The organism is Hydrogenophaga sp. L310 (assembly GCF_055703065.1).
In genome coordinates this window covers 20,808-43,358 of the sequence record NZ_JBVPZA010000022.1, presented here as the reverse complement: position 1 = coordinate 43,358, position 22,551 = coordinate 20,808, and the positions used below count along the sequence as shown (strand labels likewise).

General features: G+C 64.4%; 24 protein-coding genes. 11 read left to right on the top strand and 13 right to left on the bottom strand.

Going from position 1 to position 22,551, the window contains the following annotated elements:
- Positions 1 to 172 precede the first annotated feature (172 nt).
- From tnpB to glmS, 7 genes are all read right to left on the bottom strand, one after another.
- Positions 173 to 484 (bottom strand): IS66 family insertion sequence element accessory protein TnpB, encoded by a 312-nt coding sequence (gene tnpB / locus AC0GNO_RS22380; protein WP_472905569.1) that lies wholly within the window; start codon positions 482 to 484, stop codon positions 173 to 175.
- A gap of 20 nt (positions 485 to 504) precedes the next feature.
- The gene (gene tnpA / locus AC0GNO_RS22375; RefSeq protein WP_472905568.1) at positions 505 to 912 is read right to left on the bottom strand and encodes an IS66-like element accessory protein TnpA; all 408 of its coding nucleotides are present in this window, start codon (positions 910 to 912) and stop codon (positions 505 to 507) included.
- Positions 913 to 1,241: 329 nt separating this feature from the next.
- Positions 1,242 to 2,054 (bottom strand): hypothetical protein, encoded by an 813-nt coding sequence (locus AC0GNO_RS22370; protein WP_472905567.1) that lies wholly within the window; start codon positions 2,052 to 2,054, stop codon positions 1,242 to 1,244.
- Positions 2,055 to 2,295: 241 nt separating this feature from the next.
- Positions 2,296 to 4,236 carry a helix-hairpin-helix domain-containing protein gene (locus AC0GNO_RS22365; protein WP_472905566.1) on the bottom strand — a complete coding sequence of 647 codons (1,941 nt, stop codon included), beginning with the start codon at positions 4,234 to 4,236 and terminating at the stop codon, positions 2,296 to 2,298.
- 8 nt (positions 4,237 to 4,244) lie between these two features.
- The gene (locus AC0GNO_RS22360) at positions 4,245 to 4,991 is read right to left on the bottom strand and encodes a PP2C family serine/threonine-protein phosphatase (RefSeq protein ID WP_472905570.1); all 747 of its coding nucleotides are present in this window, start codon (positions 4,989 to 4,991) and stop codon (positions 4,245 to 4,247) included.
- An 11-nt stretch (positions 4,992 to 5,002) separates the two neighbouring features.
- A complete protein-coding gene (locus tag AC0GNO_RS22355; RefSeq protein ID WP_472905565.1) occupies positions 5,003 to 5,662 on the bottom strand; it encodes a vWA domain-containing protein in 660 nt (219 codons plus the stop codon).
- Positions 5,663 to 6,236: 574 nt separating this feature from the next.
- Positions 6,237 to 8,099, bottom strand: coding sequence for a glutamine--fructose-6-phosphate transaminase (isomerizing) (gene glmS, locus AC0GNO_RS22350; RefSeq protein ID WP_472905564.1), 1,863 nt, complete (start codon positions 8,097 to 8,099; stop codon positions 6,237 to 6,239).
- A 136-nt stretch (positions 8,100 to 8,235) separates the two neighbouring features.
- Between glmS and AC0GNO_RS22345 the strand changes: the two genes are divergently transcribed.
- Positions 8,236 to 8,745, top strand: a complete 510-nt coding sequence (locus AC0GNO_RS22345) for an Lrp/AsnC family transcriptional regulator (RefSeq protein WP_472887020.1) — start codon at positions 8,236 to 8,238, stop codon at positions 8,743 to 8,745.
- A gap of 86 nt (positions 8,746 to 8,831) precedes the next feature.
- The gene (locus AC0GNO_RS22340; RefSeq protein WP_472905563.1) at positions 8,832 to 9,527 is read left to right on the top strand and encodes a DUF2726 domain-containing protein; all 696 of its coding nucleotides are present in this window, start codon (positions 8,832 to 8,834) and stop codon (positions 9,525 to 9,527) included.
- Positions 9,528 to 9,541: 14 nt separating this feature from the next.
- Here the strand turns inward: AC0GNO_RS22340 and glmU are convergent, their stop codons facing one another.
- Positions 9,542 to 10,939: a bifunctional UDP-N-acetylglucosamine diphosphorylase/glucosamine-1-phosphate N-acetyltransferase GlmU gene (glmU, locus tag AC0GNO_RS22335; RefSeq protein WP_472905562.1), complete on the bottom strand. Its 1,398-nt coding sequence runs from the start codon at positions 10,937 to 10,939 to the stop codon at positions 9,542 to 9,544.
- Here glmU and AC0GNO_RS22330 point away from each other — a divergent pair.
- From AC0GNO_RS22330 to AC0GNO_RS22305, 6 genes are all read left to right on the top strand, one after another.
- On the top strand, positions 10,938 to 11,858 hold the full coding sequence (locus tag AC0GNO_RS22330) for a DUF6279 family lipoprotein (RefSeq protein WP_472905561.1): 921 nt from the start codon (positions 10,938 to 10,940) through the stop codon (positions 11,856 to 11,858). The genes glmU and AC0GNO_RS22330 overlap by 2 nt on opposite strands.
- A gap of 180 nt (positions 11,859 to 12,038) precedes the next feature.
- Positions 12,039 to 12,791: a GntR family transcriptional regulator gene (locus AC0GNO_RS22325; protein WP_472905560.1), complete on the top strand. Its 753-nt coding sequence runs from the start codon at positions 12,039 to 12,041 to the stop codon at positions 12,789 to 12,791.
- Positions 12,788 to 13,582 carry a transporter substrate-binding domain-containing protein gene (locus AC0GNO_RS22320; protein WP_472905559.1) on the top strand — a complete coding sequence of 265 codons (795 nt, stop codon included), beginning with the start codon at positions 12,788 to 12,790 and terminating at the stop codon, positions 13,580 to 13,582. The genes AC0GNO_RS22325 and AC0GNO_RS22320 overlap by 4 nt, the downstream gene beginning before the upstream one ends.
- A 119-nt stretch (positions 13,583 to 13,701) precedes the next feature.
- Complete coding sequence (locus AC0GNO_RS22315) at positions 13,702 to 14,373, top strand: amino acid ABC transporter permease (RefSeq protein WP_472905558.1); 672 nt, start codon at positions 13,702 to 13,704, stop codon at positions 14,371 to 14,373.
- Entirely contained in the window at positions 14,366 to 15,016 is a 651-nt protein-coding gene (locus AC0GNO_RS22310) for an amino acid ABC transporter permease (protein ID WP_472905557.1), read from the top strand. The genes AC0GNO_RS22315 and AC0GNO_RS22310 overlap by 8 nt, the downstream gene beginning before the upstream one ends.
- On the top strand, positions 15,003 to 15,785 hold the full coding sequence (locus tag AC0GNO_RS22305; protein WP_472905556.1) for an amino acid ABC transporter ATP-binding protein: 783 nt from the start codon (positions 15,003 to 15,005) through the stop codon (positions 15,783 to 15,785). Before AC0GNO_RS22310 ends, AC0GNO_RS22305 begins: the two co-directional genes overlap by 14 nt.
- 84 nt (positions 15,786 to 15,869) lie before the next feature.
- On the opposite strand, the gene AC0GNO_RS22300 is transcribed toward AC0GNO_RS22305, so the two are convergent.
- Complete coding sequence (locus tag AC0GNO_RS22300; RefSeq protein WP_472905555.1) at positions 15,870 to 17,123, bottom strand: anion transporter; 1,254 nt, start codon at positions 17,121 to 17,123, stop codon at positions 15,870 to 15,872.
- Between the two features lie 57 nt (positions 17,124 to 17,180).
- Positions 17,181 to 18,020 (bottom strand): DUF3047 domain-containing protein, encoded by an 840-nt coding sequence (locus tag AC0GNO_RS22295; protein ID WP_472905554.1) that lies wholly within the window; start codon positions 18,018 to 18,020, stop codon positions 17,181 to 17,183.
- A gap of 172 nt (positions 18,021 to 18,192) precedes the next feature.
- Here AC0GNO_RS22295 and AC0GNO_RS22290 point away from each other — a divergent pair, with 172 nt between their 5' ends.
- Complete coding sequence (locus tag AC0GNO_RS22290; protein ID WP_472905553.1) at positions 18,193 to 18,600, top strand: PKD domain-containing protein; 408 nt, start codon at positions 18,193 to 18,195, stop codon at positions 18,598 to 18,600.
- Positions 18,601 to 18,676: 76 nt separating this feature from the next.
- Here AC0GNO_RS22290 and AC0GNO_RS22285 read toward each other — a convergent pair whose 3' ends face one another.
- Positions 18,677 to 19,666, bottom strand: a complete 990-nt coding sequence (locus tag AC0GNO_RS22285) for an MBL fold metallo-hydrolase (protein ID WP_472905552.1) — start codon at positions 19,664 to 19,666, stop codon at positions 18,677 to 18,679.
- Between the two features lie 110 nt (positions 19,667 to 19,776).
- Complete coding sequence (locus AC0GNO_RS22280) at positions 19,777 to 20,376, bottom strand: TetR/AcrR family transcriptional regulator (protein ID WP_472905551.1); 600 nt, start codon at positions 20,374 to 20,376, stop codon at positions 19,777 to 19,779.
- A gap of 54 nt (positions 20,377 to 20,430) precedes the next feature.
- On the opposite strand from AC0GNO_RS22280, the gene AC0GNO_RS22275 reads away from it, so the two are divergent.
- Positions 20,431 to 20,805 carry a TfoX/Sxy family protein gene (locus AC0GNO_RS22275; RefSeq protein ID WP_472905550.1) on the top strand — a complete coding sequence of 125 codons (375 nt, stop codon included), beginning with the start codon at positions 20,431 to 20,433 and terminating at the stop codon, positions 20,803 to 20,805.
- 34 nt (positions 20,806 to 20,839) lie between these two features.
- On the opposite strand, the gene AC0GNO_RS22270 is transcribed toward AC0GNO_RS22275, so the two are convergent.
- Positions 20,840 to 21,319: a DUF2917 domain-containing protein gene (locus AC0GNO_RS22270; RefSeq protein WP_472905549.1), complete on the bottom strand. Its 480-nt coding sequence runs from the start codon at positions 21,317 to 21,319 to the stop codon at positions 20,840 to 20,842.
- Positions 21,320 to 21,435: 116 nt separating this feature from the next.
- Between AC0GNO_RS22270 and AC0GNO_RS22265 the strand changes: the two genes are divergently transcribed.
- Positions 21,436 to 22,479: a LysR substrate-binding domain-containing protein gene (locus tag AC0GNO_RS22265; protein WP_472887010.1), complete on the top strand. Its 1,044-nt coding sequence runs from the start codon at positions 21,436 to 21,438 to the stop codon at positions 22,477 to 22,479.
- Positions 22,480 to 22,551 lie beyond the last annotated feature (72 nt).

Below are 22,551 nucleotides of genomic sequence, written 5' to 3'. Positions count from 1 at the left end.
TCTGCTTGTGTTTGAGCTCGCTCATGAGGCGCTGCAGCATCTGGCGCATTTGCGCCTCGTCCATGCTCTGCAGATCCACCGTTTCGTTCATGGTCGCCATCATCCCCGATGGGTGGTGGCGCTGACTATCGGCATATTCACGAATTGAACGGTACCCAGCGGGCGTTCAAGATCACAGCACCGTGATCACAGCGCCTTCCCCCAGGCGTTGCCAGGGCAAGCCTGTGACCAGTGCCTGCAGTTGCTCGGCGCTCAGCGTCAGTCGGGGACCCAGGCGCTCATCGCCCCAGACAAACTTGCCCTGGTTCAGGCGCCGTGCGGCCAGCCAGACCCCAAAGCCATCGTGCACCAGCACCTTCAGGCGGGTGGCGCGCGCATTGGCAAACAGGTAAGCGTGGTGCGGTCGGGCCGCGCCAAAGACCTGGACCACCCGCGCCAGGGCCGTCTCGGGGCCGGCGCGCATGTCCAGCGGTTGCGTGGACATCCAGACCGCATCGACCCGGATCACCGCAACACCTCGCGCAAGAGCGCCCCGCACTGGCCCAGTGGGCACTGCAGGCTGACCACCAGTTCGCCGCGTTGCAGGCGCACCTGGACTGGCGCAGATGGCGGCGGTAAAGGCGGGGATGGCGGTAATGCAGCCAGCGCCTGCTCGTCATGGGTGCTGGCCGCCATTGCCGTGAGCGGCAGCGAGATGAAGCCGGGCTCAGCATCCGCACAGACGCCCGGTTGAGCGCGCACAGGGCCCGCCTCCCGAATCCATCGGTGCACCATGTTCGCGTGCAGCCCGTGCGACAAGGCCACACCACCGACACTGGCCCCAGGCTGCGCGCACGCTGCCACCAACTGTGCCTTGAACGCTTTGCTGTATTCACGCCGGCGCGGCCGGCCTTCGCTTGAAAACTGTTCCATCGTCTCCACGATCCTCCAATCGTGGACACGATGCCCGCTTCTCACGGCGCTTTCAATATGGGGTCACCGGACGGATACAGACATCCAGCCGCAGCATGCTTCATTCAATAAAGTCGAAAACTCTCTGGACTACCAAACCAGCCCCAGGGGAGTATCGGTCAGCATGTGTGGGCGCCGGCTCCAATTCGATCCACATGCCGAACCGTGAGTGAGCCAGGCAGGGGACGCGAAATATCAGCGACTTAACGACTTACCCCTCACTTCGGTGTTTCAACAAAAAAACGGCGCATAGCTCAAATCGGGACTGGCATCAACAACAGATTTCTGCGTCAATTAACAAGACGCTCCTTTAGAAATCGTGGATAATCGGTGTTTATCCGAATAGACTTACGCTTACAGAGCTTTTCAGCCCTTTCATCGTCTTCTGCTTGACATGAAACAACCAACCGTATTTCCGCAGATGCTCCTTCCTTGGGAATTTTGAAAGCTGCTGCCCCCATCGATGCAAGTTTGTTTGGGTTGTACGTTTCGATGATCGTATCGTTGGCCATCTGAATTTTCATATCTGTATTGGTTGCGATAAAAATCTGGGTCAGAGAAAATGCTTTTTCGCACTCGAGCTTGTCTTTGCAACGATAGAATGCACTGGCTTTTGCCCTCTCAAATTCCAGATCCAAGGCGGCGGCTTCCGCCTCTTCCTTTGCCTTCTTCGCTGCAGCCTCAGCATCTGCTCTTGCCTTCGCCTCCGCGATCCGATCAATGAGCTGTTGAAGGTTGTCAGCGGCGACTTTTAGTTCATCGTCGTTTGCGACCACCGCATACATACGTAGCCGATTTCGCTCAATGGCTGTACCTGTGGTGACCCCATGATCTTTCAAGGTTTTTTGCAGTGGTTCATCCTCAAATGTTTGCGCAGCAGCGATCCCCACTTTAGGGTGACTCGTATACAACGTGATCGCTTTGGCTTTGGTTTCGGCGATAGGGGAAATCAGACTATCTTCTAGGAATCGATAGGCCACCTGCCATTTCTCTTCAGCTATTGCTGCCTCAGATTTTTGTAGGTAGCTCAGCAAAGGTGATTTCGCAGTTCCGGCGCATGAAGCCAATAGAGCAATCAGCAGTAGTGTGAACAGGAGTCGCATTTTTTAGTCAGATTAAGTAAAAGTGAAAGGCGAATTCTGATTAATTTCTCAGGATTCCACCGTGTTTGTTTAGGCTTGCAACAAGCACCATTGCAGTACAAGGTGTACTACGCTTATAGACAGAACTCACGGACATACCGGAACCAAAAGTTACCCTGTCACACGTGCGGGACTTCCGAGCTAAGGATGCGCAGTATTCCTTGAGGTGACTGAGCAGGTTGCGCCAACGCCCAGTCAACGCCTACACAAACTGGAAATCAGCTTCCGCTTGAGCGACTTCTCGCGCTGCGGCCTCAAGCAGGGGCTTAAGCGTTGTCTGCTGTGCCATCGCACTTTGGCAGAACTTTTGCAATTCCACGGGACCGGCTGAAAGCGAACTCTCTAGCGTTGCCCGCTTCGCAGCGAATTTAATGTGGATTGCGTTTTTGTCGAGCGGTGAAGCCGCTGCAGCCGGGTTGAACTGAAAGCGTCTCTCACAGCTAGCTCTCCAATCTAGCAACGTGGAGGTCAGCGCCTCACCGAACCCGCGTACCTGCATCACACGATTTCTATTCACGTCCGCTGCGGTTTCGATACCAAACGAAGTAAGAGCTGCCCTTCTAGTGGGCCCAATTCCGGAGACATTTGCGCTGTCAATGAAGAATTTTTCCAAAAAGCTCTGCATCTGTCGTTGATGGGCAGTCAATTGAAGCTTGTCGATTTCTTTCTTCTCTTCGGCGGGAAGCCGCTCATACTCTTCTTTTAGCTTCATGAGCTGAGCTCTACGTGCTTGGAACCCATCGGGGCCGGCATCTCGCTTGGCGGTGGCAACGAGGCTCTCGTACTTCTGACGGGCCGTCTCAAGGGATTTGCGGCGAGCCTCTCGTTCAACTTCCCGTTCTGCAGAACCAGCATTACCGGCCATCGCCCACCCAAAAAGGCCACCGATAAGCGCAAACAACGCAAGCGCCGGAACAGTCGCGAGAACAGCAATAGCAACTGCAACCACAATTATTCGGTAAAACACAACGGTCCCGTCACCTGGAATGTCATTGGGCAAGCGCTTTGGCGTAACTGAGATGCCGGCTGGTTGTGGAATGTTGTACTGCTTGGGCGCAGGTACTGCCTCTATCAGCGCCCACGCCCGGGTGAGGACGAAGCCGGAGGGCGTTGGGGTGTACGTCGCCCCCAGGTCGACAAAGTAGACGACACCTTGGCGCTCAAGGGCACACCAGGGACACGTACTCAGGTGGTCGGGGTAGACGTGCATGCTCGATGCGCTGCATTTCCTCAAGTGAGTGCGCATGGCATCCAGCGATGCAACCCATTGCTGCGCGCTCGGTCTTGCCCCCGTGGCCCCCTTCTCAGTGAACGCTTGGTGAAACATAGACTCCAGCGGCGCGGGCAGAGCTGAAATCGGGATGGAGCGAGGAGGGGGGCCGACCCCCCGCGCCTGGTTGTCCCTGGCGTAGGCGTATCGGAAGTTCTTGATGTCGTTTTCGAGCGCGTCCCCCACTCCGCTGCGCAGGGGTACCCCCGAATAGGGGTGGCGCCCGCCGAACAACACGTGGAAAAGAAGTAGCGCCAGGCCGAAATTGTCGTGGTTCGTAGTTCGGGTGAACCCATTGAATGACGACAAGGATTGCAGTTCTGGAGGCGTGAAGTGCGGAACCCCTACTTCGCACAGATGGAGAGTTCCCTTCGCGTTGACCTGGAACGAATCGCTGTCAATCAACACAACAGTGCTGTCCCGCCCCACCATGAAGCTGTTCTGGTTGACGTCCCCAATGATGTGGCCGTGGCCGTGCACTGTTTCGAAGGACGAGGCTATGTTGCGCGCCACGTGGAGCAAGAAGTCCCAAGCAGCCTTCGGGTACCCCTGCCTACGGTGGGCGGGGCTGTAGACCATGTGCACTGGGTCCCTGCTAGAAACCTTCGGCATGAGGAACCCCAGCACCGGCCCCCCGGGTACAAGATGAAGCGTCTCTTGCGGCCAGGCCACGTACTTGAGCAGAGCTGCGTCCGCCGTCGACGACATGAACGAGAGCTTGGCCTGCTTTTTCGAGTCGGGGGCCTTGTGATAAATCTTGGCGACTTGGTTCGCCAATGAGGGAACCTCAAAGACCGAGCCTTCACCACCCTTGCCAATCTCGCGGCCGATACCTACCGGATTGCCCTTGGAGGTGTACAGCGTCTTGCTCATCGGCTCATTCAGAGAGTCCAGACTGCCAGTGCCAGCGTCTTGTCGTCGTCAGTTCGCTCATTGACAGGCGAACTCCCCAAAAACTTCACCAAGAGCCCATGGAGCAGCTCTTCTTGCTCAGCTGTGGCCTGTGCCATTCCGCCAAAGAAGGGCGCAAAAAAGGGCTCGTGTGGAGTTGACGTGGCCATATTCAGTGCGAGGCGCTGTACCCCGTCAGAAAACGCGGCGACCTTCAGCGCTCGCTCTGGATACGGTTTCGTTTCAAGCACGATCACCGCGTCCTCATCGGTCACGAAGTGGGTCATGTTTGCGTACTCGCCTGTCATCGGCACGACCGCGACTTCCAACCCCTGGCCCACATCGAGCACAACGCCCCCGTCGCCGACTTGGAGCACCAGCGTTCCCCCTTCGGTTGACAGTACTCCCAGGAACGTGCAAGCGAAGTCCCGGGCCGTAAGGTTCTCCGCCTCGGCTCTGGAAAAAATGTGCTGTCGAACGGCCATGACCAACTCCGCCGCCAGGGAGTCGCTGAGCCCAAACTCGCCCTGCGCGACCTTCTTTGCCACAAAGCTGGCTGCTGCTTCTATGGCCAGCTCCGCGCCTTCTCCGCCCCTGTCGGCACTTCCCGCGCCATCAGCGACAAAGATTGAAAGCAGTGGTTGGTGATTTGGAAGTAGGTCTACCTGAGCCAGGCAGCTGTCCTGGCACGGCGTGCCTGAGTGCGTGTGAGAGGTTCCTACCTCGGATGCGTACACCAGGCGCCAGGTCACACCGCTGCCCAGCCCTTTGGTGGTTCCAGAGGCACTTCGGTGTTGGGCGTCGAACGTGAGACCGACCGCAGCGAGCTTGAAAGCCAGCTGAACAGTTCTCGAAACTTCAGCCCGTCAAGCGTCAGCGGCTCTCGTGAACTGATTTGCTTCAGGGTGCTCATGTCCGCGCCCTTGACCCCAACGGCAAAGAAGGCGAACTTCTTGGAGGCCTCGCCCTCGCGGACTGCCTCTGCGGCCGTTTGCCACGCATCAGTGGGGGCACCATCCGTGATGAGGAATACCCACGGCCTGTAGTAAGAGATGCCATTGGCCCGGTAGTCTCGCTTGCGGTCTTCCACCATGTTGAGAGCTTGCGTGATAGCTGCGCCCATTGGTGTGTCCCCCTGCGACTGCAAGGAAGGGGGATAAAACATCGAGGCGCCGGTAAACGGCATTTCGACCTTGACGGGGCCGAAGGTGACGATGCCCACTTCGACGCGCTTCATCGCCAGGGCATCGGAGGCCAGTTCTTCACGAAAGGTCTGGAGCCCGGCATTCAGTTCATCCAATGGTCTCCCATTCATAGAACCGGAGACATCCAGGAGTAGTACGCAGGGGCAACGTGGCTCCGGGTTGTCCGCGAAACTGTCGGTACCAAAAGAGATTTGTTCGCTCACAAGGCCTCCCATAAATGCGTTGCGGGTTGTGAGCAATTGTATGGGCTGCACTCGGCCAGCCTACCCCCTCTAGAGAAACCGTCCGAACCCCGGCGTGATGCGGACCAGTATCCTGCCTTGCGAGCAACATCGCCAACCTTGATGACTTCACAAATGTACTCAGTTGAAGTCCAGTTGGTGACTGCCCCTACATGGACTCCATGTATTGCCGCGGACTGCTCAGGCGCTGAGCTGTTGGGCCAAGGCTCATCGAGAACTGTTAGACGGACTGATTCAGCGCAACCAACACTTGCTCCGGTGCGTCGTTTGCGGCGATCCGGTCTCGGAGAACAAGGCTCTTGTCGTCGAGGTGGACGAGGAGGAAATGGAACCGGCAGTTGGCTACGTCCATCGAAGATGTCACCGACCTAGTCTGCGTGTCCTTGGCGAGATCCGTTCCGACTTGTTCGCGGAGTTCGCCGTCTTGAAGGACTTCGACTACGACGAAGAAATGCACCCAAAGATGTTTACGACTTTAATAACGTGTTTTCGACTTTAATTGTCAAGAACATGCGGTGCGAACCCTCCAAGCTCATCACTCGACAGTGACCGACTTTGCGAGGTTTCTGGGTTTGTCCACATCCGTCCCCTTCGCCAGCGCCGTGTGGTACGCCAGCAGCTGCAGCGGCACCACATGCAGGATGGGGCTGAGCGCGCCGTAGTGCTCGGGCATGCGGATCACGTGGATGCCTTCGCTGCTGCCGATGCGGGTGTCGGCGTCGGCCAGCACATACAGCACGCCGCCGCGCGCGCGCACCTCCTGCATGTTGCTCTTGAGCTTTTCCAGCAGGGTGTCGTTGGGCGCCACGGTGACCACCGGCATGGCGCTGGTGACCAGGGCCAGCGGGCCGTGTTTGAGTTCGCCGGCCGGGTAGGCCTCGGCGTGGATGTAGCTGATCTCTTTCAGTTTGAGAGCCCCTTCCAGCGCGATCGGGTAGTGCAGGCCGCGGCCGAGGAACAGCGCGTTGTCCATGCGCGCGAAGTCTTCGGCCCAGCTGATCACCTGCGGCTCCAGCGCCAGCACGGCCTGCAACGCCACGGGCAGGTGGCGCATGGCCTTGAGGTGTTCGGTCTCGGCCTCCTCGCTCAGGTGACCGCGCACCTGGGCCAGCGCCAGCGTGAGCAAAAACAGGCCGGCGAGCTGGGTGGTGAACGCCTTGGTGGAGGCCACGCCGATCTCGACCCCCGCGCGGGTGATGTAGGCCAGTTCACATTCGCGCACCATGGCGCTGGTGGCCACGTTGCAGATGGTCAGCGTGTGTTTCATGCCCAGGCTCTGCGCGTGGCGCAGCGCGGCCAGGGTGTCGGCGGTCTCGCCGCTTTGCGTGATGGTGACCACCAGGGTGCGCAGGTTGGGCACGCTGGTGCGGTAGCGGTATTCGCTCGCCACTTCCACTTGCGTGGGGATCTTCGCAATGCTCTCCAGCCAGTATTTCGCCGTGCAGCCGCTGTAGTAGCTGGTGCCGCAGGCGAGGATGAGCACGTTGTCGATGTCCTTGAACACGCGCCAGGCGCCGTCGCCGAACAGCTCGGGCGTGATGCCGGCGACGCCTTCGAGCGTGTCGCCGATGGCGCGCGGCTGCTCGAAGATTTCCTTCTGCATGTAGTGGCGGTAAGGGCCGAGCTCGGCCGCGCCGCTGTGCGCGTGCACGGTCTTCACCGGGCGCTGGGTGGTGTCGAAACTGCGGCCCTGGGCATCGGTCACCCAGTAGCGCCCCAGTTGCAGGTCCACCAGATCGCCCTCTTCGAGGTAGACGATCTGGTCGGTCACGCCGGCCAGGGCCATGGCGTCGCTGGCCAGGAAGTGCTCCTGACCGCCATCGCCCACACCCAGGATCAGCGGCGAACCGGCGCGTGCGCCCACCACGCGGTGCGGCTCGTCCTTGTGGAACACCGCCAGCGCAAAGGCACCGTGCAATTGCGCCACCGCGGCCTGCAAGGCCGCGAAGACGTCGCCTTCGTACAGTGAGTCGATCAGGTGGGCGATGACCTCGGTGTCGGTCTGGCTCTCGAACACATAACCCCTGGCCTGCAGGGCGGCTCGCAGTTCGTCGTGGTTTTCGATGATGCCGTTGTGCACCAGCGCAACGCGGCCGGCCGTGCCGTTGGTGGAGCTGTTCCCGGGGCCGTGGCTGAAATGCGGGTGGGCGTTGTGCACGGCGGGCGCGCCATGGGTGGCCCAGCGCGTGTGGGCGATGCCGGTACCGCTGGCGATGGCCTCCAGCTTCACCTGCTCGATCAGTTCGGCCACGCGCGCGGTGCTGCGCGCGCGCTGCAAGCCCCCCGTGTGCACCGCCACACCGCAGGAGTCGTAACCGCGGTATTCCAGCCGCTGCAAACCCTGAACCAGCACGGGGATCACATCACGCCCCGAAACCCCCGCCACGATGCCACACATATCGGTCTCCAGACACACCAAGAAGATGCGATGCTACCGAGTCATGCAAGAAATTAATGACCAATAATTTGACTAAGATAACCTAAAATTTCATTCGACAACAATCATCGTTATTTCGACCATACATACATAAACTATGGAATCTGATTTCATGGATGAAGCCGACTGGCGCCTGCTGGATCTGCTGCAGACCGACGCCTCTCTGAGCAACCAGACCCTGGCGGGGCTGGCCCATGTGTCACCCCCGACCAGCCTGCGGCGCATCAAGCGGCTGAAGCAGCTCGGGCTGATCGAACGGCAGGTGGCCCTGCTCAGCCCCGACCGCCTGGCCGCTTCGACGGGTCACGGCCTGACAGCGCTGCTGGAGATCACGCTGGAACGCCAGGGCGCTGAACACCTGGACGCGTTCGAAGGCCGCGCCGTGGCCGAAGCCGCCGTGCAGCAGTGTTACCGCGTGAGCCCGGGGCCGGACTTCATGCTGGTCGTGCACACGCCCGACATGCCGGGCTATCTGGCGCTCGCCCAGCGCCTGTTCACCAGCGACGCCAACGTGCGCAACGTGAAGGCCTTCTTCAGCGTCAAGCGCGCCAAGTTCGATCCCCGCCTGCCACTTCCCTTGCGAAGCAATCACGCCGACAATAAGTAACAAGGCGTTCTATGTAGCAATTTGTGACTACAGAATCCTAAAATGACGGCTCAAAAAAAACAATCGGCTGTCACATTGGAGGTTGCATGTTCCCACTCTGGATCGCATTCATGATTGCCCTGGCCCTGGTGGGACTGGGTGTCTGGGCTTATCGGCGCTTCGCGCGCAAGTCCTCGGGTCGGGAGGACCGGTACACGCCAGAACGCATCCTCACGCCCGAGCAGGTCGCCATGCTGGACTACCTTCACGACACCTTCCCCGGGCAGGTCGTGTTGCCCCAGGTGAAGCTCAAGGACATGCTCTCCATCCGGCGTGCCACCGACCGCCAGCGCGCCATGGAGCGGCTGGCCCAGCAGCGGGTGGACTTCGTGGTCTGCGGCCAGGACGGCCGACCCATGTTCGCGTTCGACATCGAGCAATACCACCTGAGCAACGCCAAGGCCAAGGCCCACCAGGTGAAGATGAAGAACCGCATCCTCAAGACCGCGGGGGTCCGTTTCCTCTTCCTCAAGAACGGCATCCACCGCATGCCTTCGCCCAGCGAGTTCCGCAAGCAGCTGGACTTTGCCATGCTGCCCCAACCCATACCGAAGGAAGCGAACGAGTCCGAGAGTGTGCGCCAGCAGCTGGAGTCGAAGTTTTCGGAATTTGACCAGCTCTACCCTGCAACCGGTTTTCGCGATTCGGAGGTCATGGGCTTGAGCGGCCTGATGGAGCTGGGTGATGAAGACAGCGACCGGCAAGCCCGGCAGCGCCCCTCCACCCAGCGCCATCGCGCCTGATCGGGCTCAGGCGCTCAGGATTTTGTCTTCGCCGGGCGCTGCCAGTTGGGCACCGTCACCTGCTTGCCGCGTGCCACCGCCAGGCCGCCCGGCGGCGTGTCCTTGGTGATGGTCGATCCACCACCCACCGTGCCCCCGGCGCCGATGGTGACCGGCGCCACCAGCACGCAGTTGCTGCCCACGTGCACGTCGGCTTCGATCACGGTGCGGTGCTTGTTGGCGCCGTCGTAGTTGGCGGTGATGCTGCCCGCGCCGTAGTTCACGCGCTCGCCCACCGTGGCGTCGCCCAGGTAAGCCAGGTGGTTGGCCTTGGCGCCCGCGGCCAGCGTGCTGTTCTTCACCTCCACGAAGTTGCCGATGTGCACCTCGGCGCCCAGTTGCGCACCCGGGCGCAGGCGCGCAAACGGCCCGATCAGCGAACCCGGCCCCACGCGCACACCGAGCTTCTCGCCGTCGATGTGGGTGAAGGGATGGATCACCGCACCGGCTTCGATCACCGCGTTGGCGATCACGCAGTTCGCCCCGATGCGCACGCCGTCACCGAGCGAGACCTGGCCATCGAACACGCAGTTGACGTCGATCTCCACATCCTGACCGCACACCAGCGCGCCACGCACGTCCAGCCGTGCCGGGTCGGCCAGGCGCACGCCCTGCTCCATCAGCGCCTCGGCCACCCGCCCCTGGTGGGCGCGCTCCAGTTCGGCCAGCTGCAGCGGGCTGTTCACGCCCGCCACCTGCACCGCGTCGGTGATGCGGTGCGCCTGCACGCCCAGGCCATCGCCCACGGCGAACTTCACCACGTCGGTCAGGTAGTACTCGCCCTGGGCGTTCTGGTTGTCCAGCCGCGCCAGCCAGCCTTTGAGCAGCCGCGTCGGCACGGCCATGATGCCGCTGTAGATCTCGGTGATGGCGCGCTGGGCTTCGCTGGCGTCCTTGTGCTCCACGATGGCCTGCACCGAGCCGTCGGCCGATCGTACGATGCGGCCATAGCCGGTGGGGTCGGGCATGTCCAGCGTGAGCAAGGCCATCCGCTCGCCCGCGCACAGGTCGAGCAGCGCCTGCAAGGTCTCGGACCGGGTCAGCGGCACGTCGCCCGACAGCACCAGCGTCACGCCGTCGTCCGGCAACGCGGGGGCGGCCTGCTGCACCGCGTGGCCGGTGCCGAGCTGTGGCTCCTGGCGCACGTATTTCAGCTGCGTGGCGCCCGCTGGCGCATGCAGACCGGCCTCGACCTGCCCGGCGCCGTGGCCGGTGATCACCACCACCGAACGCGCCGATAGCCGCGCCGCCGTGTCGATCACGTGCTGGGCCAGTGCACGCCCGCCCAATCGGTGCAACACTTTGGGCAACTGGCTCTTCATGCGCGTGCCTTTGCCGGCCGCCATCACCACCACATCCACTGGGAACGACATGAACACCTCTGCTGGGGAAAGATTGCGCAGCCTGCTGGCGGGCGCTTGTCAGCCGGGCATTATCGCCGTGCGGGTCGGTCGGCTGGCGGTGGCTCTGACCCTGGTGATCGGCCTGGCCGCCTGCAGCACGCTGCGCCTGGGTTACAGCCAGGGCCCCAACCTCACCTACTGGTGGCTCGACAGCCACGTGGATTTCGACAACAGCCAGTCGGCCCGCGTGCGCGAAGACATCGACGGACTGTTCCAGTGGCACCGCAGCAGCGAGCTGCCCGACTACGCCGATCTGCTGCGCCGCTGGCAGCGCATGGCCCCGCAGGACCTCGACGCGAGCCAGGCCTGTGGCGAGTTCGACACCGTGCGCGCGCGCTTCAACACCGTGCTGGAGCGCAGCGTCGAGCCCCTGGCCCGACTGGCGCTGCAGCTCAGCCCCGCGCAGCTCGACCACCTGGAGCGCCACCACCGCAAGAGCAACCAGACCTTCGAGAAAGACTTTTTGCAGGGCAGCCCCGAGCAGCGGCTGGATCGCCGTCTGGAACGTGCCATCGAACGCTATGAACGCCTGTATGGCCCCTTGACCCCGGCCCAGCAATCGCTGGTGCGCGAGCAGCTGCAACGCTCCCCCTGGGACCCGCTGCGCACCCAGGCCGAGCGCGAGCGCCGGCAGGCCGACCAGTTGCAGACCGTGCGCCAGGCCCAGGCCAATCCGTCGAAGGCCGCCCAGTCGGTGCGCGACCTCATGGCCCGCATCACCACCTCGCCCACGCCGGGTTACCACGCCTACAGCCAGCAACTGGTGCAGAGCGGCTGCGCCCAGTTCGCCACCCTGCACAACAGCACCACGCCCGCACAGCGCGCCCGCGCGGTGCAGACGCTGCAGTCCTATCAGGACGACCTGCGCGCACTGGCTGGAGCGCTCTGAGGCCCGCCGGCCGGCCAGGCACCAGAACAGGAACCGCGGCGCCACCTGCTGAGCACTTGTGGTGCGCCTAGCCGGTTTTTGACCGCCCGGCGCACAAGTCTGGAGCGCCAAACTTGCATACAAGACTGGTATGGCCATGGCACGGAATTCGCACGGAAGCAACCCACAAAGGTTTTTTCCATGGTCAGCTCCACCGACATCGCCCAACGCATCATCGAAGCCATCCTGGCGCAGCGCCTCGCTCCCGGCACCCGCCTGGGCGAGCAGAGCCTCTCGATGCTGTTCGACTGCAGCCGCACCCTGGTGCGCGAGGCGCTGGTGCGCCTGGCCACGCGCGGCATCGTCACCGTCAGCTCGCGCCGCGGCTGGTACGTGGTGCAGCCTTCGCACGACGAAGCGCGTGAGGCTTTCGAGGCACGGCGCGTCATCGAGACCGGCCTGATCCGCCGCACCGGCCCGGTGGACAAGGCCGCGGTCAAACGGCTGAAGCAACACCTCAAGCGCGAGCAGGACGCGCTCAAGGGCGACGACGTGGGCCAGCGCAGCTACCTGCTGGGCGACTTCCATGTCTGCCTGGCCGAATGCCTGGGCAACCAGCTGCTGGCCGACACGCTGCGCGACTACACCGCGCGCACCACGCTGATCGCCATGCTCTACCAGAGCACGCACGACGCGGTGCAGTCCTGCCAGGACCACGTGGCCATCGTCGAAGCGCTGGCGCGCGGCGACACCGCCGAGGCCGAGCGCCTGATGGAAGAACACATCGGCCAGGTGCAGGCCGCCTTGCGCCTGGCCCCGACCAACGACCCGCTGGCCAGCTTGCGCGAAGCGCTGGCTCCGCTCTCCCCGGCACCACGCGCCCCCAAGGGTCGCGCGGCCGCCAAAGTTCCCTCCCACCCCGCCCCCGAAACCTACCTAGGAAGCTTGTTATGAAGACCACCAAACGCCTGTTTCTTGCCACTGCCGTTGCGTTCGGCGCATTCGCCAGCCTGGGCGCTGCCCACGCCCAGACCGCGCTCGACGACGTGATGAAGGCCAAGACCATCAAGATCGCCATTCCGACCGACTTCCCGCCCTACGGCTTCGTCGGCACCGACCTGCAGCCCCAGGGCCTGGACGTCGACACCGCCAAACTGATCGCCAGCAAGCTCGGCGTGAAGGTCGAACTGGTGCCCGTGACCAGCGCCAACCGCATCCCCTACCTGCAGACCCGGAAGGCCGACCTCGTCATTTCGACCCTGGGCAAGAACGCCGAGCGTCTGGCGGTGATCGACTTCACCGCCGCCTACTCGCCCTTCTTCCAGGCCGTGTTCGCGCCCAAGTCGCTCACGGTCACCGGCTTTGCCGACCTCGCGGGCAAAACCATCGGCGTGACCCGCGGCGCCATCGAAGACCAGGAACTCACCAAGCTCGCACCCGCCACCGCCGACGTGAAGCGTTTCGAAGACAACAACGCCACCGTCTCCGCCTTCGTCTCGGGCCAGACCCAGCTCATCGCCACCGGCGCTTCGGTAGCCGGCAACATGATGGCGCGCAACCCGCAGCTGGGCGCCGAGTACAAGCTGCTGCTCAAGGACAGCCCCAACTTCATCGGCGTGGCCAAGGGTGAAGATGCGCTGCGCCTGAAGGTGAACGAGATCATCATCGCGGCCAAGAAATCGGGCGAGATCGATGCGCTGGCGAAGAAGTGGCTGGGCCGTCCCGCTGGCACCTTGCCCGAATGAAACAAGCCCCCACGCTCCACCGCTGCGCGGGTCGCTGCCCCCCAGGGGGGCTGATTCGCCTTGGGGCGGCCCGGCGGCGAATCGACCTTCGCACCCCCTGACGCATTGAGGGCACACACATGCGCATCGAATTCGACTTCATCGCCGTGCTGCTGCAGTGGCCGCTGCTCGCCAAAGGCGTGCTCTGGACGCTGGGCCTGACCGCCATCTCGGCCGTGATCGGCCTGCTGGTGGGCACGCTCTGCGCCTGGGCGCGCAGCAGCGGCCCGCTGTGGCTGCGCTGGGTGGTGGGCAGTTATGTGGAACTGATCCGCAACACGCCCTTCATCGTGCAGCTGTTCTTCGTCTTCTTCGGCCTGCCCGCCGCGGGCGTGAAGCTGACGCCCGAGACCGCGTCGGTGATCGCGATGGTGATCAACCTCGGCGCCTACGCGGCCGAGATCATCCGCGCCGGCATCGAGGCCACGCCCAAGGGCCAGTTCGAAGCCGCCGCCAGTCTGGCGCTCTCCAAACTGCAGACCTTCCGCTACGTGGTGCTGCCGCCAGCGCTGCAGAAGGTGTGGCCCGCGCTCACCAGCCAGATCATCATCGTGATGCTGGGCTCGGCGGTCTGCGGCCAGATCTCCACCGAAGAACTCAGCTTCGCAGCCAACCTGATCCAGAGCCGCAACTTCCGCGCCTTCGAGGCCTTCATCATCGCCACCGGCATCTACCTGCTGCTGTCGGTGGGAGTGCGCGCGCTGCTCAACTGGGCCGGCCCGCGATACCTGTTCGGAGGACGCCGTGGTTGACTTTTCTTTGTGGGACATCTTCCGCAACCTGCTGCTGGCCGCGCGCTGGACCGTGGGCCTCTCGCTGATCGCCTTCATCGGCGGTGGCCTGGTGGGCCTGGCCCTGCTGGTGGCGCGCACCGCGCGCTGGCCCGGCGCCGAGCGCCTCACAGCCGGCTACGTGCAGCTGTTCCAGGGCACGCCACTGCTGATGCAGCTGTTCCTGGCCTACTTCGGCCTGGCGCTGTTTGGTGTGGACACCTCGGCCTGGATGGCCGCTGCCGTGGCGCTCACGCTCTACACCAGCGCTTTCCTGGTCGAGATCTGGCGCGGCTGCGTGGCCGCCGTGCCCAAGGGCCAGTGGGAAGCGGCGCAGAGCCTGGCGCTGAGCTTTGGCGAACAACTGCGCCACGTGATCCTGCCGCAGGCCACGCGCATCGCCATCGCGCCCACCGTCGGCTTCCTGGTGCAGGTCGTCAAGGGCACGGCGCTGGCCTCGGTGATCGGCTTCGTTGAACTCACCAAGGCCGGCACCATGATCACCAACGCCACCTTCCAGCCCTTCCTGGTCTACAGCTGCGTGGCCCTTCTGTACTTTGCGCTGTGCTTCCCTGTGAGCCTCTGTGCGCGTTCCCTGGAAAGGAAGATGAATGTCAACCGTTGAAGCCATCGCGGAATCAGCCGCCGTGAAAACCGCCGCCAGCCCCATCGTCGACATCCACCAGCTGCGCAAGTCCTACGGCAGCAACGAGGTGCTCAAGGGCATCGATCTGCAGGTCAAGCCCGGCGAGGTGATCGCCATCATCGGCAAGAGTGGCTCGGGCAAGAGCACGCTGCTGCGTTGCATCAACGGGCTGGAGGTGTTCCAGTCCGGCAGCCTGAGCGTGGACGGCCAGCCGCTGCTGCACGGCAACGCGGCGGCCATGCGCGAGTTGCGCCAGCACGTGGGCATGATCTTCCAGAACTTCAACCTGTTCCCGCACCTGAGCGTGGGCAAGAACGTGATGCTCGCGCCCGGTCTGGTGAAGAAGACCGACAGCGCCGCCGGTGAAACCAAGGCGCGTCAGCTATTGGACCGCGTGGGCCTGGGCGAGAAGTTCGACGCCTTCCCCGACCAGCTCTCCGGCGGCCAGCAGCAGCGCGTGGCGATCGCGCGCGCGCTGGCGATGGAGCCCAGCGTGCTGCTCTGCGACGAGATCACCTCCGCCCTCGACCCCGAACTCGTGGGCGAGGTGCTGCGTGTGGTGGAGTCGCTGGCCGACGAGGGCATGACCCTGCTGATGGTCACGCACGAGATGGGCTTTGCCCGCAAGGTGAGCGACCGCGTGATCTTCATGCACCAGGGGCGCGTGCACGAGATGGGTCCGCCGGCCAAGCTGTTCGGGTCCCCGGAAACGCCGGAACTGCAGCAGTTCCTGTCGTCGATCCACTAGACACCGGCCGCAGCGCAGGGCCGCCCCAAGCAAGGCCAGCCCCCACGGGGGGCAGCGACCCGCGCAGCGGCGGAGCGTGGGGGGTCAGCTACCCCAGCGCATCCAGCCCCACACCACCGCCAGCGTGGCCAAGGTCACCGGAATCCCGGTGAGCGCATGCTGCTTCCAGTCGAGGGTGATGCCCTGTTTGGCGGCCAGGTCGGCCACGATCAGGTTGGCGATCGAGCCCACCAGCAGCAGGTTGCCGGCAAAGGTGCTCACCAGCGCGAGCATCACGCCCGCCTCGCTGGCGTTGGCGCCCAGGTGTGGCAGCAGCAGCATCACGGCCGGCACGTTGGACACCAGGTTGGACAAGGCCACGCCCAGCACCAGCAGGGCATCGGGGTCGGTGAGGTGCAGGCCCTGCGCCGCCAGCCAGGCCACGGCCTCGGCCGCCAGGCCCGTGGTCTCGAACGCGTGGTTCACCACAAACAGGCCGATGAACAGCAGAAGCAACTGCCAGTCCACGAAGCCCATCACGTGCGAAGAATGCAGCCGGCGGCTGAGCAGCAGCACGCCCGCGCCCACCAGCGCGGCCACATCGCGCGGCCAGTCGGTGAAGAGAAAGATGCCCATCAGCGCGGTGGCCACGGCCAGCCCTTTGGCGGTCTGCCAGCGGTCAAACGGGGGCGCGTCTTCCAGCGGCACGTCCACGCCCAGCGGGCGGTTCAGTTCGGCCGCGCCGACCCGAGCCCCCGGGCCAAACGCCAGCCACAGCCACAACAGCGCGAGGCTGATGCCCACCGGCGCCAGCGCCTGCCGCAGGTAGTCACCAAAGTGCAGCTGCAGCACCGAGCCGATCAGCATGTTCTGCGGGTTGCCGATCAGCGTGGCGGCCGAGCCGATGTTGGCCGCGCAAGCCAGGCCGATCAGGAACGGCAACGGATTCAGCCCGCGCTGCAGGCACAGGCGCGCCACCACCGGCGTCATGGCGAGGCAGACGATGTCGTTCGAGAAGACGGCCGAGAGCGCGCCCGCCACAAAGATCAGCGCCGCAAGCAGCCCGGCGCGCGACAGCGGCATGGCACCCACGCGGCGCGTCACTTCGGTGTAGAAGCCGCCCAGCCGCATCTGGGCCGACACCACCATGAAGGCGAACAGCAGCACGATGGTGGGCAGGTCCACCGCGCGCGCCGCGTCTTCCACCGGCAGACCGGTGAGCGCGATCACCGCGATGGCGCCCAGCAGGGCCACGCCCGAGCGGTCCAGCTTCAGGCGCGGCAGGCCGCCCAGGAACATGCCCAGGTAGACCGTGGCAAAGACGGCAACGATGCCCCAGTCGGTGGCGCTGTGGTTCATGGCGATCGGGGGACGAAAGAGGGGTGCATACGCGCGCGCCTGACCAGGGCCAGGCACTCAGGGGGCGGCCGACTGCAACCGCAGCGCGCCATACCAGGCCTGCGCCCGGCTGCGGGTGTTGTCGGTGTCGGTCATCAGCCCCACCGACAGCAACGGCCCGGGTTCCTCGCCAAACACGTGGACAAAATCGGCCCGCACATCGCGTTCGTGATCCCTCCACTGTCCCAGGTGCTGGCGGCCGGAGTCGAGCACCAGCTTGCGCACGCGGTCGGTGCGCGAGTTCTTCAGCACCGTGCCCGGGGGATACGCATCGCTCCACACGTACACGAGCGTGGCGTAAGGCAAGTCCTCACCGGTGAGCAGGCGGCTCATCTCCGACAAGCGGTGCACGCGCGGCGAAAGTTGGCTGCGGTCGCCATCAAAGCTGAGCAACACCCTAACCGCCGCATCGTCCCGCCTCCCATGCTCCGCATCCACGGTGATCGGCAAAGCATCGGCCGTCCAGGCGAACGACAGGCGACCCACCGAGGGCAGGGCCGGCTCCATGCGCTGGCGCAGGACGCTCACGGAGCTGCTCGCCTGCACGCGCAGCGCCTCCCGGCCCGCGTGGTGCACCGGCTCAAACGGAGAGAAGGTTTTGCCGGGCATGGGAAACACCGTCCAACCGGATTGGGTCGAGGGGGTTTTCAGCAGCCGTTGAGCCGCCCGCTGCAGCGCGGCGCTGTCCGACAGCGGCGCGGACAGCGCGGTCGGATCGACCACGTCAGCCTCGAAGGCAGGCGGCGGACCCTTCGATGCACAGCCCGACAGGAACCCCGCCAGGGTCAGACACACCGCCACGGCGCAGGCTGCAGAGCGGGCACCAACAGACTGGAACGGACAGGGTGCCTGCGTCATCGTGAGAACTCGGGAATGTGAAGCTGCCGCATGGTAGCAGCGAGCCAAGGCAGACACCGCCGCCAAACAGCGCACAGGCCCGGCGATCCACCCACTTGACAAGCGGAACGCATCGGGAACCCAATAGCGTCCAGGCATCGCTGAAAGCATTCACCCAACCCCAGTTCAGCCCATGAAACACCATCGCACCTTCAAGCTGTTCCTGGCCGGCTTGCTGGCCGTGGCACTGGCCGGCTGCCTGCCCATTCCGGTGATCGACATCGATCCGACCACACCGGAAGCGGGCGAGAGCTTCACGGTGGACGGCTCGGGCACGGTCGTCTCCAACGTGCCCGAGGACACGGTCGTGGCGTCCTACGCATGGGACTTCGGCGATGGCGAAAAGGGCCAGGGCGCGCAGGTGGATCACGTCTACGACGAGCCGGGCGAATACACCATCACCCTGACCGTGACCGACAGTGCCGGCCGCGTGGCCGAGGCGGAACAGCCGGTGACGGTGAAGCCGGCGAGCCCGGTGGCAACGGAGACCTCCACCACACCCACCACCGGGACGGCAACCACCACGACCACAGCCCAGTAACAGCGCCGCTGCACTGGCCTCCGCAACAAAAAACCCGCCAAGGCGGGTTTTTTTGTTGGCATGCGTTGTATGCGGCTCAGCCCTGCAGCGCCTTCCACATGTCCATGTCGCGCTCGGCGGTCCAGATGCGCGGGTTCTTGATGCCGCTGGCTTCGTCGTAGGCGCGGCTCACATCAAACGGCAGGCAGTGTTCGTAGATGAACACCTGGCCGAACACCGGGTCCATGCTCTTGCGGGTGTGGGCCATGGCGGCCTTCAGGTCCATGCCGGCGGCGGCGGCTTCCTTGCCGGCCTGGAACAGGGTGGTGACCCAGCGCTTGGTGTAGTCCAGCGCCTTGTTCACGTCGGCGTTGCCCTTCATGGCTTCGCCGCGGCCGGGCACGATGTACTCGGCCTGGAGCGCGCGCAGGGCTTCGAGCGTGGCGGGCCACTCTTCGAGCTGGGCGTCGCCGGTGTAGACGCCGGCTTCGTATTCCACCAGGTCGCCGCTGAACAGCACTTTTTCTTCTTCCACCCAGGCGATGGTGTCGCCGCGGGTATGGCCGTGGCCCGGGCTCCAGATCTGCACCACGACACCGCCGAGGTTGATCGACAGCTTGCCCGGCTTCTCGCCCTTGGTGGGGTCACCGCCGCCGATCACCATGCTTGGCCAGGTCAGGCCGGGCACCGAATCGGCACCGCGGAACAGGCGCGGGAAGCGCTCCATCTCGCTCTGCATGTCCTGCGCGCCGCGCTCGCGGATCAGCTCCAGCGTGCCCTGGCTGGCGATGATTTCGGTTGCCCCTTCGGCAAAGTAGGCGCTGGCGCCCAGCACGCGCACCGCGTGGTAGTGCGTGAGCAGCACGTACTTGATCGGCTTGTCGGACACGGTGCGGATCTGCTTGATCAGGTCGCGCGCCATGGCGGGGGTGGCGGTGGCGTCGCTGACCATGATGAAGTCGTCACCGATGATGACGCCCGAGTTCGGGTCGCCCTCGGCGGTGTAGGCCCAGCAATGCGGGCTGAGCTGTTCAAAGGTGATCTTTTTGTCTTCCAGGTCGGCCTGGGAGGCGAAGGCTTTGCTCATAAGGAGTCTCCTGTGGGGTGTCGGCTGCGCAGATCGGCAAACAGACAGATTTTAACTAAACGAAATCAATTACGAATAAGTAAACAAATATCCCTGTGAAACACTGGGACTCATCCGGCCAAACCCTTCTCCAGAACGGCCACCACCTCGTCGGCAAAAGCGGCGTAACTCATGGCCCCGCCCGGGCGCAGCCAGGTGAAGGTCCAGTTGATCATGCCGAACAGCATCATGGTGAGCGCGGTCTGGTTCGCGGGCGTCACGCGCTCGGGGTAGGCGCGTTTGAGAAAGCGCGTGAAGGCGGCCACGACGTCGCGCTGGCGGTTGAGGATGAGTTCGCGCTGGGTCTCGCCGAGGAACTTGGTGTCGGACACCAGTGCCACGTGGCGCGTGGCCGAGCTTTCGTATTCCGAGAGAAAGGCGCGCACCAGCTCGCTCAGGGCGTCGCGCTCGCTCAGGTTCTTGCGCTGCGCGCGGGCCTCCCCTTCGCCGATCAGCGCCAGCAGCCGCTGGGTGTAGCGGTCGAGCAGGTCGAACAGGATCGCTTCCTTGCTCTCGTAGTAGTGGTAGAGCCGCGCCTTGCTGGTGCCGCAGGCGGTGGCGATGTGATTCATGCTCGCGGCGGGAAAACTCTGCTGGGCGAAGCACTGCGCCGCCACGTCGAGGATTTCTTCGCGCTTGAGGTCGTGGGAAGCTGATTTCGGTCTCGCCATTCGGACATTGTCCCACCCGTGCCCCAGGCTGGCATCACTGAGTACGATGCACCCATGGCCACCAGACCCATCACCGATCCCTTCGTGCTGCACGCCTGCGAGCTGCTGTCCTGCCTGGGCCCGTGCAAGGCCACGCGCATGTTCGGGGGTTATGGGCTGTCGGTGGATGGCATGAACGTGGCGATCATTGCCTGGGACACCCTGTTCCTCAAGACCAACGCCGAGACCGGACCCCAGTGGCTGGCGGCGGGCGGACGGCCTTTTCAGTACGAGGCGAAGGGCAAGACCATGCGCCTGCACTACCACACGCCACCCGAGGACGCGCTGGAATCGCCCGCGCTGATGGCGCCCTGGGCCCGGCTGGCGCTGGGCGCTGCGGTGGCGGCTCGCAAGCCGGCACCGCAGCGCAAAAAGTCCTCCGCACGCTAGCGGCCGGCTTGGGCTGGCACTGGCCGCCCCCGGCTCACCAGTGCCCGGCTTCGTACGGGCCCAGCACCCGTCCCCGTCCGGCCGTCAGGTACTCGCTGTAGCCGAGCAGGCCCCGCAGCACGCGCGCCGTGGCCACACCGGCCTGCCCCAGTGCCGCACCGAGCTCGCGGGTGGGCGACACCACCTCGCGGGCGAAGCGGCTGGGGGACGCCGACGCCGCGGCGTCGGACCAGTCGAAATGCACCGGCCCGGTGTCGCCGGGGGTCGCGACCGGCTCCATGACCAAACTCGCACCGGCCGGCACGGCCAGCACGTCGCCGGGACCGAGGAACCTGTCGCCCTGCTCGTTCAGGGCGCCCTGGTAGGGGCCACCCAGCGTCACCCAGACCTGGCCGCAGAAGATGCGCAGCACGGCGGTGTTCTTCGGGCTCAGGCTCATGGCGTGGCCGGGGTGCAGTCGCCAGCTGCCGATGGCGGCGCAGCGGGCGGAAAGGGAAGCAGCGGGGTGTGACATACGGTTCTCCAGTGGCATCAACACGGGTGCCATCTTCCCGCCGCGGCGTCCAGCCGTCCAATGAAATGGGGATAAGCTATTGATTCGGTTATCGCATCAATCCCAAGGACCCGGCCATGTCGCTTCCCGCCAGCCATCCCCGCACCCGCCCGATCTCGGCCGGCCACCTGCGCGCCTTTGACGCCGTGGCGCGCCACCTGAATTTCCGCGCCGCCGCCGAGGAGCTTTCCCTCACGCAGAGTGCGGTCAGCCGGCAGATCCAGGCGCTGGAAGACGAGGTCGGCACCGCGCTCTTCCTGCGCCACACGCGGGCGGTGGAGCTCACCAGCGCGGGCTCGCAACTGCTGCGCGCGGCGGGCATGGCGCTGGAACGCATTGATGCGGCGGTGAGGCAGATCCGCCAGAGCGCCGGGCGCAAGAGCGTGGCCATCACCACCTGGGCCTCGTTCGCTTCCATGTGGCTGATCCCGCGGCTCGAGGCCTTCCAGCGCGATCACCCGGACATCGACATCCGCATCGACGCGTCCGACGTGGCGGTCGACCTGAGCACCGCCGATGTGGACCTGGCGCTGCGTTATGCGGTGCCCCAAGCCATGCCGGCCGGAGCGGTCCGACTGTTTGGCGAACAACTCACGCCCGTGGCCAGCCCCTGGCTGCTCAAGGAACACCGCATCAAACGGCTGGAGGACCTGGCCCAGGTCACGCTGATCGAAGCCGGCGACGCGCACCGCACGCGCCACCTCGAATGGCTGACCTGGCAGCGCTGGCTGGACACTTTTGCCAACGCCGCCGCTCCGGCCCCATCGGCCAGGCCCAAAACGGCTGGCGGACCGCGCGCGACCAAGGCCAAGTTCACGCCCCAACGCTGGCTGTACTTCAACTACGCCCACCAGATCGTGCAGGCCGCGCTCACCGGTCAGGGTGTGGCACTGGCGCGGCTGCCGCTGGTGGCCGAGAGCCTGGCCAGTGGCGACCTGGTGGAGCCGCTGCCGCAGATGCGCATGGACTCGCCCCTGGTCTACTGGCTGGTGGTGGCGCCGCGCAGCGTGCAGCGCCCGGAGGTGAAAGCCTTCTGCGACTGGCTGCTGGCCCAGGCCGAGCAGACGCGCCAGGCAATCGGCGACGTGCCCGATCCGGACACGGTGGATCACATCGACTGACCCCCCTGCGCCGCTGCGCGCGCCTTGCAGGCCGCAGCATCGTCAGAGCCGATGCTTCCTCGGGCTGTCCAG